The sequence below is a fragment of the Pseudomonas sp. C32 genome (assembly GCF_030417915.1).
GTDB lineage: Bacteria > Pseudomonadota > Gammaproteobacteria > Pseudomonadales > Pseudomonadaceae > Aquipseudomonas.
Genome location: NZ_JAUHUK010000008.1, coordinates 151,964 through 171,876 on the forward strand (window position 1 = coordinate 151,964; position 19,913 = coordinate 171,876).

Consider the following 19,913-nt stretch of genomic DNA (forward strand, 5'->3'; position numbering starts at 1 on the left):
AAGTGCCAAGCGTCGGCACCAAACACGCCTGATTTCGAAGTAATAGTAGCTGGACGATACACTTTGCAGCGATTGAATGACTAGCAAACTGTTGTTATAGCTTGCGAATAGCATAAGGGCGATTAAGCTGGCCGCCGTTTTTCACCCATTGGAGTAATTCATGTCCCGCCGCCTGCCCGTGATCCTGCTGCTTGTTTTGCTGCCCGTCTGGCTGGCCGCCAGTTATGGCGCACGTTATGGCTTCATGGAAGATGCGCAGTGGGTGGGCATTTGCGTTGATGAGTCAAGCCGCTGGGAATGCCAGATACGGTCGAACCTGGGCCTGATGATTCACTTCGCCGTCCTGGGTTGGGCCGCATTGGCGGCTGCGATCGTTGGCTTCGTTGTGCCGGGTCGGGCAGGGTGGTGGCTGGCGGTGCTGGCGCTGATTTGTGGGTTGCCTGCGCTGGCGTTGTACAACACGACGTTGGCGGTGTTTGCGGTGGTGATTGCGGGGTTGCGGTTGGTTCGGGCGTCACGTAGCGCCTGATAGATTGCCATCGCGAGCAGGCTCGCTCCTGCAGTAGATCTATAGCGAACGCAAAATTGGCGTGCGACAAAAATCAAATGTAGGAGCAAGCTTGCTCGCGATGGGGCCGCAAGCTGCGCTGCAAATTTAAGCCTTGCGAACCCGCAAACACCGCCACAACGCAGCCACCATCAACACACTCACCAGCGCCCAACCCCAAGCCTGCTGATTCTGCAGCCCTTCACGAAACAACTGCGGTGCAATGCTGGCCCCAATAATGAACGTCAGCAGCGCAATCTCCCGACGCGGCACGCTCACCGGGCGGCACAGGTAGACGAGTGCCGGCACGATAAACGCCACGCTCGGGAAGCTGCGATAGCGCGGATCGAACACCAGTTCCAGCATCATCACTGCCGCTGCAAAACCGGAAGCTGCGACGAGCCATCCAGCGTGGCGCTCCAAAAAGTTGAAAGCGCTTTCACGCCATCCGGTGCGTGAGCTCAGCGTCAGCGCCGCGTGGGCAATGATCAGCAGATTCAATACGGTCAGCAAGCCGACCCATAGCCATTCACTGTTGAAACGAGTGGTGACCCGCGCCAGGTCGCCCCAGGCGCCCAACGAGCAGGCGGCGACTGCGGCGAACAACGGAAGAACCAGTGCCGAACGGGTACTGCGAACCCGACCGCCAACAAGCAGAATGCCAAGGAAAATCAAACCACCCGCCACCAGCCATTGCGACCAGTACGGCACGTTCGTCACCGGCCCGGCCAGCACTCCTTTGTCCTGGCGGTCAGCATCGAACAATCCCCAGTAACCGCCGACCGCACCTTCGCTGGCGCGTTTCCACGGCTGGTCGAAGGCTTCGATCAGGTTGTAATGCCAGCCTTGCTGCTCGGCCAGGGTGACAAAGCCGCGAATGAATTTGGCTTCGTTAACCCGGCTCGGCAGCGCGGTTTCACGCTGACGGCCCTCACTCGGCCAGCCGGTTTCGCCAATCATCACGTCCTTGGGCGCGAACCTGTTGCCGAACACCTGGCGTACCTCGGCCACATGTTGCAGGGCGGCATCGATGTTCGATGGATCGTCTTCCCAGTAGGGCAGCAAATGGATGGTCAGGAAGTCCACGGCGGGGGCGATTTCCGGATGCTTGAGCCAGAACTCCCAGACGTCGGCATAGGTGACAGGTTGTTTGACCTGGTTTTTGACTTTGTTGATCAGCTTGGCCAGTTGTGGTCCGGTAACTTCCTTGCGCAGGAGGGCTTCGTTGCCGACGATCACTGCGCTCACCACATCGGCGTTGGCATTGGCCGAGGCGATCAGCAAATCGACCTCTTTTTCCGTGTCCACCGGATTGCTGTTGACCCAGGCGCCGATCATCAGCTTCAAGCCATGCTTGCGCGCCAGGTCCGGCAGGGCTTCGAGGCCAGTCATGGAGTAGGTGCGGATGCATTCGAAACTTTTGGACAGCAGTGCAAGATCGGCGTCCATGCGCTCCGGGCGCAGATTGAACGGCACATCGAACGGCGACTGATCTTTATCGAATGGGGTGTAGGAGGCGCATTGCAATTTGTGCGTGGCACTGGCCACGTCCGGCAGAATCACCGGTTTACCGAGCCCGTACCAAAAGCCGCAGAGCGCAAACAGCCCCAGCAGACAAGCGAAAAAATAAGCAGCAAAAGGGAAGCGGGAAGTCGCGGACATGGTCAGGCCGTGTGGGAGCAAAGCGGCGCATGTTACCTGCATTTATCGCGCGCTTGGTGGCCTGCATGATTTTGACATGCAAAGTTCGGGCGGATTGGCCGCAGTGTTTGTCGCGCTCAGGGTTAATGGCTTTCTGATGTCGTTTCTCGATGGATTGAGGTCGCTGGCAGAGCAGGTCGCCAAGAGCGTGAGGTTGATGATCGCTGTGTCAGTACTCCGCTGATGTTGGAGCGAGTTTGCGGTGAGGCGTGATGGAGGCGCTGTGCACCATAACAATACGTTGACGCGGCTCGGCACCCGTCGAGCGCAGCACTTTCGGGGAAGTAACGATGAAGATGCGACGACTTTTAGGCGCGAGTGCCGCTCTGGTACTTGCGGTTGGCTCCACATTCGCCAATGCCGAGAGCAAGACCCTGAGCATCGGTTATGTTGACGGCTGGTCCGACAGCGTTGCGACCACTCACGTGGCCGCCGAAGTGATCAAGCAGAAACTCGGTTATGACGTGAAGCTGCAAGCCGTCGCCACCGGGATCATGTGGCAAGGCGTGGCGACCGGCAAACTCGACGCCATGTTGTCGGCCTGGTTGCCAGTGACGCACGGTGACTACTGGACCAAGAACAAGGATCAGGTTGTCGATTACGGCCCCAACTTCAAAGACGCGAAAATCGGTTTGATCGTACCGGAGTATGTGAAAGCCAAGACAGTCGGCGATCTGAAAACCGATGACACCTTCAAGAACCGCATCGTGGGTATCGACGCCGGTTCAGGCGTAATGCTCAAGACCGAACAGGCGATCAAGGATTACGATCTGACCGGTTATCAACTCAAGGCCAGTTCCGGCGCCGGCATGATTGCCGAGCTGACGCGCGCCGAGAAGAAAAACGAATCCATCGCCGTGACCGGTTGGGTGCCGCACTGGATGTTCGCCAAGTGGAAACTGCGTTTCCTGGAAGACCCGAAAGGCGTGTATGGCGCTGCTGAAACCGTCAACAGCATCGGCAGCAAAGAGCTGGCAACCAAAGCGCCGGAAGTGGCCAAGTTCCTGAAGCACTTCCAGTGGGCGTCGAAAGACGAAATCGGCGAGGTCATGCTGGCGATCCAGGATGGCACCAAACCTGAAGCGGCGGCGAAGGACTGGGTCGCTAAACACCCGGAGCGTGTGGCTGACTGGATTAAATAATCTGAGTTGATGCTTCAGGTCAGTCTCTTCCAGGGTCGCTGGGCATTCTATGCCTAGTGGCCCTTTTTCTTTTCTGTAGGAGCGAGCTTGCTCGCGATGGGCGTGAACGTTAACGCGTGCCGCCGGGAAAAACTCGGTGCCTCCAAATTCATCGCGAGCAAGCTCGTTCCTGCAATTGGCAGATATGTCATGGCGTTCTAAGACTAAGGTCGTCTGGAACCTGCCCCGCAGCCGCATAGAGTGGATACCGTTCCAACTTAATCTGTGCTGCGAGGATAAAAACAATGAACGACAGCATTTACCTCTCGATTCAAAACAGCCCGCGCTTCAAGGAGCTGGTTAGCAAGAGGGAACGATTCGCCTGGATTCTTTCAGCGATCATGCTAGGGCTTTACTCCGGATTCATCCTTTTGATTGCTTACGGGCCGCATGTACTGGGGGCGAAAATCAGCCCTGAGTCATCGATAACCTGGGGCATTCCGATCGGTGTCGGCCTGATTCTCTCGGCCTTCATCCTGACCGGCATCTATGTAAAACGCGCCAACGGCGAGTTCGACGACCTGAACAATGCGATTCTCAAGGAGGCTCAGCAATGATCCGGCGTCTAATGGCTCTGTTGAGCATCGCAGCCTTCGCACCGGGCGCCTGGGCGGCTGACGCCCTGACCGGCGCCGTGCAGAAACAACCGCTGAACGTCGCCGCGATCCTTATGTTCGTGGCGTTCGTCGGCGCAACCTTGTGCATCACTTACTGGGCGTCCAAGAAAAACAACTCGGCCTCTGACTACTACGCCGCTGGCGGCAAGATCACTGGTTTCCAGAACGGTCTGGCGATTGCCGGTGACTACATGTCGGCAGCATCCTTCCTGGGTATTTCCGCGCTGGTGTTCACCTCCGGCTACGACGGCCTGATCTACTCGATCGGCTTCCTGGTGGGCTGGCCGATCATTCTGTTCCTGATCGCCGAGCGCTTGCGTAACCTGGGCAAGTACACCTTTGCCGACGTGGCGTCCTATCGCCTGGGCCAAACCCAGATTCGCTCGCTGTCCGCGTGCGGCTCGCTGGTGGTGGTGGCGTTCTACCTGATCGCGCAAATGGTGGGTGCCGGCAAGCTGATTCAGCTGCTGTTCGGTCTCGACTACCACGTTGCAGTGATCCTGGTCGGTATCCTGATGTGCATGTACGTGTTGTTCGGCGGCATGCTGGCGACCACCTGGGTGCAGATCATCAAGGCGGTTCTGTTGCTGTCCGGCGCTTCGTTCATGGCGCTGATGGTGATGAAGCACGTCAACTTCGACTTCAACATGCTGTTCTCCGAAGCGATCAAGGTTCACCCGAAAGCTGAAGCGATCATGAGCCCGGGCGGCCTGGTGAAAGATCCGATCTCGGCGTTCTCCCTCGGTCTGGCCTTGATGTTCGGTACCGCTGGCCTGCCACACATCCTGATGCGCTTCTTCACCGTGAGTGACGCTAAAGAAGCTCGCAAGAGCGTGTTGTACGCAACCGGCTTCATCGGCTACTTCTACATCCTGACCTTCATCATCGGCTTCGGCGCGATCCTGCTGGTCAGCACCAACCCGGCCTTTAAAGATGCTGCTGGCGCGCTGTTGGGCGGCAACAACATGGCGGCGGTGCACCTGGCTAACGCGGTAGGCGGCAGTATCTTCCTGGGCTTCATCTCGGCGGTAGCGTTCGCGACCATTCTGGCAGTGGTTGCCGGTCTGACCCTGGCCGGTGCTTCGGCGGTGTCCCACGACCTGTACGCCAGCGTGATCAAGAAAGGCAAAGCCAACGAGAAGGATGAGATCCGCGTCTCGAAGATCACCACCATCGCGCTGGCGGTGCTGGCAATTGGTCTGGGTATCCTGTTCGAGAGCCAGAACATTGCGTTCATGGTGGGCCTGGCGTTCTCCATTGCGGCGAGCTGCAACTTCCCGGTCCTACTGCTTTCCATGTACTGGAAGAAGCTGACCACCCGCGGTGCGATGATCGGCGGCTGGATGGGCCTGATCAGTGCTGTAGGCCTGATGGTGCTTGGTCCGACCATCTGGGTGCAGATCCTGCATCACGAGAAGGCTATCTTCCCGTATGAGTACCCGGCGCTGTTCTCGATGCTGATTGCCTTTGTCGGGATCTGGTTCTTCTCGATTACTGACAAGTCGACCGCGGCTGACAATGAGCGGGCGCTGTTCTTCCCGCAGTTTGTTCGTTCGCAGACTGGCCTGGGCGCGAGTGGGGCTGTTTCGCACTAAGGGTTTGGGTTTGACTGTTTAAGATGTGTTGAATGGAATGCCCCGGTCGAGAGATCGGGGCATTTTTTTATTGGGCGGTAATCGGCCGGAATTTTTGGATGTTGCCGATTTACTGTAGGAGCTGGCTTGCCAGCGATGGCGGCCTTCGGGCCGACCAGGTTCTTGGTTGATTGGGTACATATCCGTTATTCAGGTGACGGCGGCTTATGGTTTCGCCCTTACGGCGAGTCCCTTTTGGCAAACGCCCCAAAAGGAACCAAAAGGTCTCGCCCCTTACGTACGGCCCCTCGCTAAGGCTCGGCGTTCCTTCGCTCCGGTATTCATCCGGGGGCATTGCCCTCCGGTCGGCTTCGCTTCGACCTACATGCAATGAGCTCGATTGCGTCGAACGGCGCTGTGCGCCAATCCCCGGATAAACACCTCCACTCAGCCTCCCGAGGGGGCGGGTGGATCAAAAGCGGAAGGCGAGCTAACGCTCGGCCTGATGAGTGGTGAAGAGCGTGGGTGTACGCTGATCCATTGTAGGAGCTGGCTTGCCAGCGATGGCGGCCTGCCTGCCGGCCTGATTTCGCGGATGTATCACTCCGTAGGAGCTGCCGAAGGCTGCGATCTTTTGATCTTGCCTTTAAAAAAACAGAGTCAAAAGATCGCAGCCTCGTTGCACTCGACAGCTCCTACAGGGAGAGCGCGTACACATCAGAACCAGGCCGGCCGGTAGGCCGCCTCGGGCGCTTTTGCGGTGTACGCCCCCTCGTGAGGCCGAGAGGAGGTTCTGCGCAGTGGGCAAGCCGGCATGGATGCCGGTTTAGCCGCCCCCGGCCATGGATGGCCGATGGCGGCGGGCCCACGGAGCAGGACCGGAGCGAGGGAATGCCGAGCCGCGGCGAGGCACCGAATGTCAGGGGCAAGAGCCCTTTGGTTACTTTGGGGCTTTTCCAAAGTGACCCGCCGTAAGGGCGGAACCAATAGTGGCCGTAACCGCAGAAACGGATATGTACACCATCAAAAAGGCGCACAAACAAAAACGGCCTCCTGCTCTTTATATAAAAAGCAGAGGCCGTTCCCGGTGCAACTCAACACGCTACAGCAAGACAGATCTTACTTGCGGTCTTCCAGCTTGGAGATATCACGCGACTCGTAGCCGGTGTACAACTGACGCGGACGGCCAATCTTGTACGGGCTGGAGAGCATTTCTTTCCAGTGGGAGATCCAGCCGACGGTCCGCGCCAGGGCGAAGATCACGGTGAACATGCTGGTTGGAATGCCGATCGCCTTGAGGATGATCCCCGAGTAGAAGTCGACGTTCGGGTACAGCGAACGTTCGATGAAGTACGGGTCGGTCAGGGCGATCTCTTCCAGGCGCATGGCCAGTTCGAGTTGCGGATCGTTCTGGATGCCCAGTTCCTTCAACACTTCGTCGCAGGTCTTCTTCATCACGGTGGCGCGCGGGTCGCGGTTTTTGTAAACGCGATGACCGAAGCCCATCAGTTTGAACGGATCGTTCTTGTCCTTGGCCTTGGCGATGAACTTGTCGATGTTCGAAACATCGCCGATTTCATCGAGCATGGTCAGTACGGCTTCGTTGGCACCGCCGTGGGCAGGGCCCCACAGTGCAGCGATACCGGCGGCGATACAGGCGAACGGGTTGGCACCCGAAGAGCCAGCCAGACGGACGGTGGAGGTCGAAGCGTTCTGCTCGTGGTCGGCGTGGAGGATGAAGATCCGGTCCATGGCCTTGGCGAGTACCGGGCTGATCGGTTTGATCTCGCACGGGGTGTTGAACATCATGTGCAGGAAGTTTTCCGCGTACGACAGGTCGTTGCGCGGGTACATCATGGGTTGGCCCATGGAGTACTTGTAAACCATCGCTGCCAGGGTAGGCATCTTGGCAACCAGGCGGATCGCGGAAATTTCGCGATGCTGCGGGTTATTGATGTCCAGGGAGTCGTGGTAGAAGGCCGAGAGGGCGCCAACTACGCCGCACATGACGGCCATCGGGTGGGCGTCGCGACGGAAGCCGTTGAAGAAGGTCTTCAGCTGCTCGTGAACCATGGTGTGGTTCTTCACGGTGCTGACGAACTGGGCCTTCTGTTCTGCGGTCGGCAGTTCGCCATTGAGCAGCAGGTAGCAGGTTTCCAGATAGTCCGACTTTTCAGCCAGCTGTTCGATCGGGTAGCCGCGGTGCAGCAGAATGCCGTTGTCACCATCAATATAGGTGATCTTCGACTCGCACGAAGCGGTCGACATGAAACCTGGGTCAAAGGTGAAGCGGCCCGTGGCCGTCAGACCCCGAACATCGATAACATCGGGACCAACGGTGCCGGTTAAAATGGGCAGCTCGACGGGGGCTGCGCCCTCGATGATCAACTGCGCTTTTTTGTCAGCCATGTGGCCTCCTATTTATGCTTGAAATCATCAGACAGACCCCCCACGCAGGGCCCGCACCACTATAGTGAGATAAATTCGAATGTCAATTTGCCTAAAGTCTTGCTCCCAAAGGCTTTAACCAGACATTTTTCTCGAAATTGGCTGCCATTTACGCCTTTTATGTCAGTTGCGCAATCAGCTGTTTGGGTTAGGTGATTGCGTTGTCATTAGTAGCCTAACTGTCTATACTCGGCCACCGACCGCCAAGGGCTTTTGGGCTTGCTTTCATTGGGGGTCGCATCCCTGGGTGGTGGTTACCTGACCAGTGCACTCCCCAACAACTTTGCCCTGATTGTTAGGGGCTCTTCAGTGTGAAAAAAAAGCCGTGAAAAGCCAACGACCTGTAAACCTAGACCTAAGGACCATCAAACTCCCAGTCACTGCTTACACGTCCATCCTTCACCGAATCTCCGGTGTCATCCTCTTCGTGTGCCTTGCCATCATGCTTTATGCATTGGACAAGTCGCTGAGCTCCGAGGAAGGCTTCGGTCAGGTGAAAGCGTGTCTGACCAGTCCGCTAGCCAAGCTAGTGACATGGGGCATCCTGTCCGCTCTGCTTTATCACTTGGTAGCCGGTGTGCGCCACTTGATCATGGACATGGGCATCGGTGAGACGCTGGAAGGCGGCAAACTGGGCTCGAAAATCGTTATCGCCGTTTCCGTGGTGGTAATCGTTCTGGCAGGAGTTTGGATATGGTAACTAACGTCACGAACCTCTCGCGTTCGGGCCTCTATGACTGGATGGCGCAACGTGTGTCTGCGGTCGTTCTCGCGGCTTACTTCATCTTCCTGATCGGATACATCGCGGCCAACCCTGGCATCGATTACGCCCAGTGGCATGAACTGTTCGCCCACAACGGGATGCGTATCTTCAGCCTCCTGGCCCTTGTTGCCCTCGGCGCTCACGCCTGGGTCGGCATGTGGACCATCGCGACCGACTACCTGACGCCAATGGCGTTCGGCAAGTCCGCGACGGCTATACGTTTCCTTTTCCAGGCAGTCTGCGGCGTTGCGATGTTCGCTTACTTCGTCTGGGGCGTGCAGATTCTCTGGGGTATCTGATTCATGGCTAACATTCCAACGATTTCTTTCGACGCCATCATTATTGGTGGTGGCGGTGCCGGCATGCGCGCAGCGCTGCAACTGGCACAGGGTGGTCACAAGACTGCCGTGATCACCAAGGTTTTCCCGACCCGTTCGCACACTGTTTCCGCCCAGGGCGGCATCACCTGTGCCATCGCGTCCGCTGACCCGAACGATGACTGGCGCTGGCACATGTACGATACCGTCAAGGGTTCCGACTACATCGGTGACCAGGACGCTATCGAATACATGTGTCAGGAAGGCCCGGCTGCCGTTTACGAGCTGGACCACATGGGTATGCCGTTCTCGCGTACCGAGCAAGGTCGTATCTACCAGCGTCCATTCGGCGGTCAGTCCAAGGACTACGGTAAAGGCGGCCAGGCTGCGCGTACTTGCGCTGCGTCCGACCGTACCGGTCACGCTCTGCTGCACACCCTTTATCAGGGCAACCTGAAAGCCGGTACCGTGTTCCTGAACGAGTACTACGCTGTCGATCTGGTGAAGAACAGCGAAGGCGAGTTCGTCGGCGTGATCGCCATCTGCATCGAAACCGGCGAAACCACCTACATCCGTGCCAAGGCCACCGTACTGGCTACCGGCGGTGCAGGTCGTATCTACGCTTCGACCACCAACGCCCTGATCAACACCGGTGACGGCGTTGGTATGGCGCTGCGTGCCGGCGTCCCAGTGCAAGACATCGAAATGTGGCAGTTCCACCCGACCGGCATCGCCGGCGCTGGTGTACTGGTTACCGAAGGTTGCCGTGGTGAAGGTGGATACCTGATCAACAAGCACGGCGAGCGTTTCATGGAGCGTTATGCTCCGAACGCGAAAGACCTTGCCGGTCGTGACGTTGTTGCTCGCTCGATGGTTAAAGAAATCATCGCCGGCAACGGTTGCGGTCCGAATGGCGACCACGTAATGCTCAAACTCGACCACCTGGGCGAGGAAGTGCTGCACAGCCGTCTGCCAGGCATCTGCGAACTGTCGAAGACTTTCGCACACGTTGACCCGGTTGTTGCACCGGTTCCGGTTGTTCCGACCTGCCACTATATGATGGGCGGCGTTGCCACCAACATTCATGGTCAGGCGATCACCCAGAACGGCGAAGGCGTCGACGAAATCATCCCTGGCCTGTTCGCAGTGGGTGAAGTGGCTTGCGTATCGGTTCACGGTGCCAACCGTCTGGGCGGCAACTCGCTGCTCGACCTGGTGGTATTCGGCCGCGCTGCCGGCCTGCACCTGGAAAAAGCACTGACCGATGGCATCGAATACGACGACGCTACCGAAGCCGATATCGAAGCTGCCCTGTCGCGCTTGAACGCTCTGAACAGCCGTACCGAAGGCGAAGACGTGGCAACCCTGCGTCGCGAGCTGCAAAACTGCATGCAGAACTACTTCGGTGTATTCCGTACTGGCGAATACATGCAGAAGGGTATTGCCCAGCTGGCGGACCTGCGCAAGCGCATCGCCAACGTCAAGATCAACGATAAGTCGCAGGCGTTCAACACTGCACGTATCGAAGCACTTGAGCTGCAGAACCTGCTGGAAGTAGCCGAAGCTACCGCCATCGCTGCCGAAGTACGTAAAGAGTCCCGCGGCGCTCACGCCCGTGAAGACTTCGAAGATCGTGACGATGAAAACTGGCTGTGCCACACCCTGTACTTCCCGGGTGACAAGCGCGTGACCAAGCGTGCCGTGAACTTCTCGCCGAAGACTGTTCCGACTTTTGAACCTAAGATTCGGACTTATTAAGGGTGGCCGCCATGTTGCAAGTCAGCGTTTATCGTTACAACCCTGATCAGGACGCCGCGCCGTTCATGCAGGAATTCCAGGTTGATACCGGTGGTAAAGACCTGATGGTGCTGGACGTGCTGGCCCTGATCAAAGAGCAGGACGAAGGTTTCTCCTATCGTCGCTCTTGCCGTGAAGGCGTTTGCGGTTCCGACGGCATGAACATCAACGGCAAGAACGGCCTGGCCTGCGTCACGCCGCTGTCTGCTGTCGTAAAAGGTAACAAGTTGATCGTTCGTCCTCTGCCAGGTTTGCCGGTTATCCGTGACCTGGTCGTCGATATGAGCATCTTCTACAAGCAATACGAGAAGGTTAAGCCATACCTGCAGAACGACACGCCGGCTCCGGCCATCGAGCGTCTGCAGTCCCCTGAAGAGCGTGAAAAGCTCGACGGTCTGTACGAGTGCATCCTGTGCGCTTGCTGCTCGACCTCTTGCCCGTCCTTCTGGTGGAACCCGGACAAATTCCTGGGTCCAGCTGCTCTGCTGCAAGCGTATCGCTTCCTGGCAGACAGCCGTGACACCAAGACGTCCGAGCGTCTGGCTTCGCTGGATGACCCGTTCAGCGTATTCCGCTGCCGCGGGATCATGAACTGCGTCAACGTATGTCCGAAAGGCCTGAACCCGACTAAGGCCATCGGTCACATCCGTAACATGTTGCTGTCTAGCGGCGTGTGATTCAGCTGCTGTATCCGTTGTACCCGTAGATGCTACGGCGCAGGCTTCAACCGGCGCCGTAGTTTTAACCTGAGCAGCAGCTTAAAAGGCTGCAGCTCTTATTTTGAAGAAATGAGACAAGCAGGGGCATCCGGGCTGGTACCCGGACTATCAGTGTGATCCTAGTGGCTTGTTTTGGTCGCTGCATTCGGACTTCTGCAAGTTTGCTCGGTGTCGACACCGGTGGTGTTCCCCTAACCGAGGGTGACCAAGCATGCAAGAAAGCGTGATGCAGCGCATGTGGAACAGCGCCTACCTATCCGGTAGTAACGCTGCCTATGTGGAAGAGCTCTACGAGCTCTACCTGCACGACCCTAACGCTGTGCCAGAAGAGTGGCGCACCTACTTCCAGAAGTTGCCTGCTGACGGCAACTCTGCCACCGATGTTTCGCACTCGACAATTCGCGATCATTTCGTCTTGCTGGCAAAGAACCAGCGCCGCGCCCAACCGGTTTCCGCCGGCAGCGTGAGCAGTGAGCACGAGAAGAAGCAAGTTGAAGTGCTGCGATTGATCCAGGCCTACCGTATGCGTGGCCACCAGGCAGCCCAGCTTGACCCGCTGGGGCTGTGGCAGCGTCCTGCACCTGCAGACCTGTCGATCAATCATTACGGCTTGACCAATGCCGATCTTGATACGACCTTCCGTGCCGGCGACCTGTTCATCGGCAAAGAGGAAGCGAGCCTACGCGAAATTCACGAAGCGTTGCAGCAGACATATTGCCGCACCATCGGCGCTGAATTCACGCACATCACCGATTCCGAACAGCGCCAGTGGTTCCAGCAGCGTCTGGAAAGCGTGCGCGGCCGTCCGACGTACTCCGCCGACATCAAGAGCCACCTGCTTGAGCGCGTGACTGCCGGTGAAGGCCTGGAAAAATACCTGGGCACCAAGTACCCGGGTACCAAGCGTTTCGGTCTGGAAGGCGGCGAAAGCCTGATTCCGATGCTCGACGAGCTGATCCAGCGTTCCGGTTCCTACGGCACCAAGGAAATCGTTATCGGCATGGCCCACCGTGGTCGTCTGAACGTGCTGGTCAACACCTTCGGCAAGAACCCGCGCGAGTTGTTCGACGAGTTCGAAGGCAAGAAGAAGGTCGAGCTGGGCTCCGGTGACGTTAAGTACCACCAGGGCTTCTCGTCCAACGTGATGACCGCTGGCGGTGAAGTTCACCTGGCCATGGCGTTCAACCCGTCCCACCTGGAAATCGTTTCCCCGGTGGTCGAGGGTTCGGTTCGCGCCCGTCAGGATCGTCGTAACGATCCAACCGGTGAGAAGGTTCTGCCGATCTCCATCCACGGTGACGCGGCATTCGCCGGTCAAGGCGTGGTCATGGAAACCTTCCAGATGTCGCAGACCCGCGGTTTCAAAACCGGCGGCACCGTGCACATCGTGATCAACAACCAGGTCGGTTTCACCATCAGCAACCCGCTGGACTCGCGTTCCACCGAGTACGCGACCGACGTTGCGAAAATGATCCAGGCGCCGATCCTCCATGTGAATGGTGATGATCCGGAAGCCGTATTGTTCGTGACCCAGCTGGCCATCGACTACCGCATGCAGTTCAAGCGTGACGTGGTGATCGACCTGGTCTGCTACCGTCGTCGCGGCCACAACGAGGCCGACGAGCCAAGCGGCACCCAGCCGATCATGTATCAGCAGATCACCAAACAGCGCACCACCCGTGAGCTGTATGCCGATCGTCTGACCCAGGGCGGTGTGCTGGACGCAGAGCGTGTTCAGGCGAAAGTCGACGAATACCGCAACGCGCTGGACAACGGTCTGCACGTAGTGAAGAGCCTGGTCAAAGAGCCGAACAAAGAGTTGTTCGTGGATTGGCGTCCGTATCTGGGCCACGCCTGGACCGCGCGTCACGACACTCGTTTCGATCTGAAGACCCTGCAGGAACTGTCCGCCAAGCTGCTGGAAATTCCGGAAGGCTTCGTGGTTCAGCGCCAGGTCGCGAAGATCTACGAAGACCGTCAGAAGATGCAAGCCGGCGGCCTGCCGATCAACTGGGGTTACGCCGAAACCATGGCGTACGCGACCTTGGCGTTCGAAGGTCACCCGATCCGCATGACCGGCCAGGACATCGGCCGCGGTACGTTCTCGCACCGTCATGCTGTCTTGCACAACCAGAAAGACGCGGGCACCTACATCCCGTTGCAGAACCTGTACAACGGCCAGCCACGTTTCGACCTGTACGATTCGTTCCTGTCCGAAGAAGCCGTACTGGCGTTCGAATACGGTTACTCGACCACCACGCCTGATGCGCTGGTGATCTGGGAAGCCCAGTTCGGCGACTTCGCCAACGGTGCCCAGGTGGTTATCGACCAGTTCATCACCAGTGGCGAGCACAAGTGGGGCCGTCTGTGCGGTCTGACCATGTTGCTGCCGCACGGTTATGAAGGTCAGGGGCCGGAGCACTCCTCGGCTCGTCTGGAACGTTACCTGCAGCTGTGCGCCGAGCACAACATTCAGGTAGCCGTGCCGACTACGCCGGCACAGATCTATCACTTGCTGCGTCGCCAGGTCATTCGCCCGCTGCGCAAGCCATTGATCGTTCTGACACCGAAGTCGCTGCTGCGCCACAAGCTGGCCATCTCGACGCTGGAAGATCTGGCCGAAGGTTCGTTCCAGACCGTGATCCCGGAAATCGATGCCCAAGACCCGAAAAAGGTCGAACGCGTTGTTCTGTGTAGCGGCAAGGTCTACTACGACCTGCTGGAAAAACGTCGTGCCGAAGGTCGTGACGACATCGCCGTCGTGCGTATCGAGCAGCTGTATCCATTCCCTGAGGACGACTTGAAAGAAGTCCTGGCTCCTTATACCAACGTCAAAGCTGCCGTTTGGTGTCAGGAAGAGCCGATGAACCAGGGGGCGTGGTACTGCAGCCAACACCATATGCGTCGCAGCATCAGCAACCTCGACAAGTCTCTCGTACTTGAGTACGCGGGCCGTGAGGCTTCTGCTGCACCGGCATGCGGTTACGCATCGATGCACGCTGAGCAGCAGGAAAAACTGCTGCAAGACGCCTTTACTGTTTAACGCCTTCGCGCACCTGAAACCGAATTTAAGGACCCACAGATAATGGCTATCGAAATCAAAGCCCCCACTTTCCCGGAATCGGTTGCCGATGGCACCGTTGCCACCTGGCACAAGCAACCGGGCGACGCGGTCAAGCGCGACGACCTGATCGTCGACATCGAAACCGACAAGGTTGTGCTGGAAGTGTTGGCTACTGCTGACGGCGTGCTGGGCGCTATCGTCAAGAACGAAGGCGAAACCGTTCTGTCCGACGAAGTCCTGGGCTCGATCGAAGCGGGCGGCGCTGCTGCCGCTCCTGCTGCCGCGGCTCCTGCTGCTGCACAAGCCGCTGCGCCAGCCACCGAAGGCGAAGACGATCCTGTTGCTGCACCGGCTGCCCGTAAGCTGGCTGAAGAAAACGGCATCAACATCGCTTCCGTTGCCGGCACCGGCAAAGGCGGTCGTGTGACCAAGGAAGACGTGGTTGCAGCTGTTGCCGCCAAGAAAGCCGCTCCGGCTGCCGCGCCTGCCAAGGCTGCTGCTCCTTCGGCTGCCGCTCCTGTGTTCGCCGCTGGCGACCGCATCGAGAAGCGTGTACCGATGACCCGCGTTCGTGCCACCGTGGCCAAGCGTCTGGTTGAAGCTCAATCGAACATGGCGATGCTGACCACTTTCAACGAAGTCGACATGACCGAAGTCATGGCACTGCGTTCGAAGTACAAGGACCTGTTCGAGAAGTCCCACAACGGCGTGCGCCTGGGCTTCATGTCGTTCTTCGTGAAAGCGGCCACCGAAGCGCTGAAACGCTTCCCGGCTGTCAACGCTTCGATCGACGGCGGCGACATCGTTTACCACGGCTACGCTGACGTCGGCGTTGCAGTTTCCAGCGATCGCGGCCTGGTTGTACCGGTTCTGCGTAACGCCGAACTGATGAGCCTGGCTGAAATCGAAGGCGGCATCGCCACCTTCGGCAAGAAAGCCCGCGACGGCAAACTGTCGATGGACGAAATGACCGGTGGTACTTTCACCATCACCAACGGCGGTACTTTCGGTTCGATGATGTCGACCCCGATCGTCAACCCGCCACAAGCAGCCATCCTGGGCATGCACAACATCATCCAGCGTCCTATGGCCATCAACGGTCAGGTCGTTATTCGCCCGATGATGTACCTGGCCCTGTCCTACGATCACCGTCTGATCGATGGCAAAGAAGCTGTGACCTTCCTGGTGACCATCAAGAACCTGCTGGAAGATCCGGCTCGTCTGTTGCTGGATATCTAAAGAGCAGCTGCAAGCTGCAAGCGACAAGCCCCAAGCTCAAGGCGAGCGAGTGGGCTTGAGGCTTGCAACTTGCGGCTTGTAGCTTTATTGCTAAAGAGGATTTTTTGAATGTCGCAGAAATTTGACGTAGTAGTGATCGGCGCGGGCCCTGGCGGTTACGTGGCTGCCATCAAGGCCGCCCAACTCGGCCTCAGCACTGCCTGCATCGAGAAGTACACCGACAAGGAAGGCAAACTGGCTCTGGGCGGTACTTGCCTGAACGTCGGCTGCATTCCATCCAAAGCCCTGCTGGACAGCTCGTGGAAATTCCACGAAGCCCAGGACGGTTTCGCGATCCACGGTATCAATCACGCTGGCGTGACCATGGACGTGCCAGCGATGGTTGGCCGTAAAGCCAACATCGTCAAAGGCCTGACCTCCGGCGTTGCGACCCTGTTCAAAGCCAATGGTGTGACCTCGATCCAGGGTCACGGCAAGCTGCTGGCCGGCAAGAAAGTCGAAGTCACCAAGCCAGACGGCTCGGTAGAAATCATCGAAGCCGAAAACGTCATCCTGGCTCCAGGTTCGCGTCCGATCGACATTCCGCCAGCTCCGGTTGACCAGAATGTGATCGTCGATTCGACTGGCGCCCTGGAATTCCAATCCGTACCGAAGCGTCTGGGCGTGATCGGCGCTGGCGTGATCGGTCTGGAACTGGGTTCGGTCTGGTCGCGTCTGGGTGCAGAAGTGACTGTCCTGGAAGCCCTGGACACCTTCCTGATGGCAGCGGACACCGCTGTTTCCAAGGAAGCGCTGAAAACCCTGACCAAGCAGGGTCTGGACATCAAGCTGGGCGCTCGCGTCACCGGTTCCAAAGTGAACGGCGACGAAGTCGTTGTGAACTACACCGATGCCAAAGGCGAACAGAACATCACTTTCGACAAGCTGATCGTAGCCGTTGGTCGCCGTCCGGTGACCACTGATCTGCTGGCTGCCGACTGCGGCGTGACCCTGGACGAGCGCGGTTTCGTGCACGTTGACGATCACTGCGCTACCACCGTACCGGGCGTTTACGCCATCGGTGACGTGGTTCGCGGCATGATGCTGGCGCACAAGGCGTCGGAAGAAGGCATCATGGTTGTCGAGCGCATCAAGGGCCACAAGGCCCAGATGAACTATGACCTGATCCCTTCGGTTATTTATACTCACCCGGAAATCGCATGGGTCGGTAAAACCGAGCAGGCCTTGAAAGCTGAAGGCGTTGAAGTTAACGTCGGCACCTTCCCGTTCGCAGCCTCTGGCCGTGCCATGGCTGCCAACGACACCGGTGGTTTCGTCAAGGTCATCGCAGATGCCAAGACAGACCGCGTGCTGGGCGTCCACGTGATTGGCCCAAGCGCTGCAGAACTGGTTCAGCAGGGCGCGATCGGTATGGAATTCGGCACTAGCGCTGAAGACCTGGGCATGATGGTTTTCTCCCATCCGACCCTGTCTGAAGCCTTGCACGAAGCAGCTTTGGCAGTGAATGGCGGCGCCATTCACATCGCCAACCGCAAGAAGCGTTAAGACAATAAGAAACCACGGCGGAATGGCCCGTCGTGAGCCTTGCACGCAAGACTCACCGCGGAATATCCGCTGGACGCAGTCTTGCGTAGCTGCACCGGTTGTCCGGAAAGGCTACGCAAGCAGCAGTCAAAGGTGGTGCGGCACTTGAATGAGTGCAGCACCGAATGCGCAGTACCTAACGAAGACGGTAATAAGCATGAATCTTCACGAGTATCAGGGTAAGCAGCTGTTCGCTGAGTACGGCCTGCCAGTTTCCACCGGTTACGCGGTAGACACCCCGGAAGCAGCAGCAGAAGCTTGCGACAAAATCGGCGGCAGCGAGTGGGTTGTCAAAGCCCAGGTCCACGCCGGTGGTCGCGGTAAAGCGGGCGGCGTTAAGCTGGTTCGCAGCAAAGAAGACGCCAAAGCCTTCGCACAGCAGTGGCTGGGCAAGCGTCTGGTGACTTACCAGACTGACGCCAATGGTCAGCCAGTCACCAAGATCCTGGTTGAATCGTGCACTGATATCGCTAAAGAGCTGTACCTGGGCGCTGTCGTTGACCGTTCGAGCCGTCGTATCGTGTTCATGGCTTCCACCGAAGGTGGCGTGGACATCGAGAAAATCGCTCACGACACTCCAGAAAAAATTCTGAAGGCCACTATCGATCCACTGGTTGGCGCTCAGCCATTCCAGGGTCGCGAGCTGGCATTCCAGCTGGGTCTGGAAGGCAAGCAGGTTGCTCAGTTCGCCAAGATCTTCGTAGGTCTGGCCAAGCTGTTCAAGGATCACGACCTGGCTCTGCTGGAAGTGAACCCGCTGGTGATCAAGGCTGACGGCGATCTGCACTGCCTCGATGCCAAGATCAACATCGACGCCAACGCCATGTACCGTCAGCCTAAGCTGAAGACTTTCCACGATCCGTCGCAAGACGATCCGCGCGAAGCGCACGCTGCCAAGTTCGAACTGAACTACGTAGCACTGGAAGGCAACATCGGTTGCATGGTCAACGGTGCTGGCCTGGCCATGGGTACCATGGACATCGTCAACCTGCATGGCGGCAAACCAGCCAACTTCCTTGACGTGGGCGGCGGTGCTACCAAAGAACGCGTTACCGAAGCGTTCAAGATCATCCTGTCCGACACTAACGTCGCTGCAGTATTGGTCAACATCTTCGGCGGCATCGTTCGTTGCGACATGATTGCCGAAGGCATCATCGGCGCTGTGAAAGAAGTCGGCGTGAAAATCCCGGTTGTTGTTCGCCTTGAAGGCAACAACGCTGAACTGGGCGCTAAAGTACTGGCAGAAAGCGGTTTGAACATCATCGCTGCTACCAGCCTGACCGACGCTGCTCAACAAGTTGTCAAAGCTGCGGAGGGCAAATAATGAGCGTCCTGATCAATAAAGACACCAAAGTTATCTGCCAGGGTATTACCGGTTCGCAAGGTAGTTTCCACACCCAGCAAGCCATCGAGTACGGCACCAAGATGGTTGGTGGTGTAACTCCAGGCAAAGGCGGCACCGAGCACCTGGGTCTGCCAGTGTTCAACACCGTTAAAGACGCAGTAGCTGCCACTGGCGCTACCGCCAGCGTGATCTACGTTCCGGCTCCTTTCTGCAAAGATTCGATCCTGGAAGCTGCTTTCGGCGGCATCAAGCTGATCGTCTGCATCACCGAAGGCATTCCTACCCTGGACATGCTGGACGCTAAAGTTAAGTGCGACGAGCTGGGTGTTATCCTGATCGGCCCTAACTGCCCAGGCGTGATCACTCCAGGCGAATGCAAGATCGGCATCATGCCAGGTCACATTCACTTGCCAGGCAAGGTCGGTATCGTTTCCCGTTCCGGCACCCTGACCTACGAAGCTGTGAAGCAGACCACTGACGCCGGTTTCGGTCAGTCGACTTGCGTCGGCATCGGCGGTGACCCGATCCCGGGTTCGAACTTCATCGACATCCTGAAGCTGTTCCAGGAAGACCCGAAGACCGAAGCGATCGTAATGATCGGTGAGATCGGCGGTTCGGCTGAAGAAGAAGCTGCTGCCTACATCAAGGCACACGTGACCAAGCCGGTTGTTTCCTACATCGCTGGTGTGACTGCTCCTCCGGGCAAGCGCATGGGCCATGCTGGCGCAATCATCTCTGGCGGCAAAGGCACTGCAGACGAGAAGTTTGCTGCCCTGGAAGACGCAGGCGTTAAAACCGTGCGTTCGCTGGCAGACATCGGCAAGGCTTTGTCCGAGCTGACCGGTTGGGCTGTCAAGTAAGCCTCGCGCTTAGCTGACGCTTCACCAAACAAAGGCCACCTTCGGGTGGCCTTTGTCGTTTCCGGGATTCATGCAGGCTCTGGGATCTGTAGGAGCCGGCTTGCTGGCGATTCAGGCTGCCCGGTGTGTCAGATATACCGTCATCGCTGGCAAGCCA

At 57.9% G+C, this 19,913-nt stretch carries 15 protein-coding genes; 13 read left to right on the forward strand and 2 right to left on the reverse strand.

Going from position 1 to position 19,913, the window contains the following annotated elements; translation table 11 throughout:
• Window positions 1-160: 160 nt before the first annotated feature.
• Window positions 161-529, forward strand: coding sequence for a hypothetical protein (locus QYH43_RS11540; RefSeq protein ID WP_301157079.1), 369 nt, complete (start codon window positions 161-163; stop codon window positions 527-529).
• 126 nt (window positions 530-655) lie between these two features.
• Here the strand turns inward: QYH43_RS11540 and QYH43_RS11545 are convergent, their stop codons facing one another.
• The gene (locus QYH43_RS11545; protein ID WP_301157080.1) at window positions 656-2,251 is read right to left on the reverse strand and encodes a beta (1-6) glucans synthase; all 1,596 of its coding nucleotides are present in this window, start codon (window positions 2,249-2,251) and stop codon (window positions 656-658) included.
• 287 nt (window positions 2,252-2,538) lie between these two features.
• Between QYH43_RS11545 and QYH43_RS11550 the strand changes: the two genes are divergently transcribed.
• The 3 genes from QYH43_RS11550 to QYH43_RS11560 all read left to right on the forward strand — a co-directional run bounded on the left by QYH43_RS11550 (window position 2,539) and on the right by QYH43_RS11560 (window position 5,641).
• A complete protein-coding gene (locus QYH43_RS11550; protein ID WP_301157081.1) occupies window positions 2,539-3,390 on the forward strand; it encodes a glycine betaine ABC transporter substrate-binding protein in 852 nt (283 codons plus the stop codon).
• A 284-nt stretch (window positions 3,391-3,674) separates the two neighbouring features.
• On the forward strand, window positions 3,675-3,986 hold the full coding sequence (locus QYH43_RS11555; protein WP_095060801.1) for a DUF485 domain-containing protein: 312 nt from the start codon (window positions 3,675-3,677) through the stop codon (window positions 3,984-3,986).
• On the forward strand, window positions 3,983-5,641 hold the full coding sequence (locus QYH43_RS11560) for a cation acetate symporter (RefSeq protein ID WP_095060803.1): 1,659 nt from the start codon (window positions 3,983-3,985) through the stop codon (window positions 5,639-5,641). The genes QYH43_RS11555 and QYH43_RS11560 overlap by 4 nt, the downstream gene beginning before the upstream one ends.
• 1,098 nt (window positions 5,642-6,739) lie before the next feature.
• Here QYH43_RS11560 and gltA read toward each other — a convergent pair.
• Complete coding sequence (gltA, locus tag QYH43_RS11565) at window positions 6,740-8,029, reverse strand: citrate synthase (RefSeq protein WP_095060805.1); 1,290 nt, start codon at window positions 8,027-8,029, stop codon at window positions 6,740-6,742.
• Window positions 8,030-8,393: 364 nt separating this feature from the next.
• On the opposite strand from gltA, the gene sdhC reads away from it, so the two are divergent.
• The 9 genes from sdhC (at window position 8,394) to sucD (ending at window position 19,756) form a co-directional block, all read left to right on the forward strand.
• Window positions 8,394-8,768 carry a succinate dehydrogenase, cytochrome b556 subunit gene (sdhC, locus tag QYH43_RS11570; protein ID WP_032829628.1) on the forward strand — a complete coding sequence of 125 codons (375 nt, stop codon included), beginning with the start codon at window positions 8,394-8,396 and terminating at the stop codon, window positions 8,766-8,768.
• A complete protein-coding gene (sdhD, locus tag QYH43_RS11575) occupies window positions 8,762-9,130 on the forward strand; it encodes a succinate dehydrogenase, hydrophobic membrane anchor protein (protein ID WP_053156804.1) in 369 nt (122 codons plus the stop codon). Before sdhC ends, sdhD begins: the two co-directional genes overlap by 7 nt.
• Window positions 9,131-9,133: 3 nt before the next feature.
• A complete protein-coding gene (gene sdhA, locus QYH43_RS11580) occupies window positions 9,134-10,906 on the forward strand; it encodes a succinate dehydrogenase flavoprotein subunit (RefSeq protein ID WP_095060807.1) in 1,773 nt (590 codons plus the stop codon).
• 11 nt (window positions 10,907-10,917) lie between these two features.
• The gene (locus QYH43_RS11585; protein ID WP_008063297.1) at window positions 10,918-11,622 is read left to right on the forward strand and encodes a succinate dehydrogenase iron-sulfur subunit; all 705 of its coding nucleotides are present in this window, start codon (window positions 10,918-10,920) and stop codon (window positions 11,620-11,622) included.
• A gap of 253 nt (window positions 11,623-11,875) precedes the next feature.
• Complete coding sequence (locus tag QYH43_RS11590) at window positions 11,876-14,707, forward strand: 2-oxoglutarate dehydrogenase E1 component (protein WP_095152609.1); 2,832 nt, start codon at window positions 11,876-11,878, stop codon at window positions 14,705-14,707.
• 42 nt (window positions 14,708-14,749) lie between these two features.
• On the forward strand, window positions 14,750-15,967 hold the full coding sequence (odhB, locus tag QYH43_RS11595) for a 2-oxoglutarate dehydrogenase complex dihydrolipoyllysine-residue succinyltransferase (RefSeq protein ID WP_095060811.1): 1,218 nt from the start codon (window positions 14,750-14,752) through the stop codon (window positions 15,965-15,967).
• A gap of 108 nt (window positions 15,968-16,075) precedes the next feature.
• On the forward strand, window positions 16,076-17,512 hold the full coding sequence (gene lpdA, locus QYH43_RS11600; protein WP_007998079.1) for a dihydrolipoyl dehydrogenase: 1,437 nt from the start codon (window positions 16,076-16,078) through the stop codon (window positions 17,510-17,512).
• Between the two features lie 196 nt (window positions 17,513-17,708).
• Window positions 17,709-18,875 carry an ADP-forming succinate--CoA ligase subunit beta gene (gene sucC / locus QYH43_RS11605; protein ID WP_007919879.1) on the forward strand — a complete coding sequence of 389 codons (1,167 nt, stop codon included), beginning with the start codon at window positions 17,709-17,711 and terminating at the stop codon, window positions 18,873-18,875.
• Window positions 18,875-19,756 (forward strand): succinate--CoA ligase subunit alpha, encoded by an 882-nt coding sequence (gene sucD, locus QYH43_RS11610; protein ID WP_095060813.1) that lies wholly within the window; start codon window positions 18,875-18,877, stop codon window positions 19,754-19,756. Before sucC ends, sucD begins: the two co-directional genes overlap by 1 nt.
• Window positions 19,757-19,913: the final 157 nt, after the last annotated feature.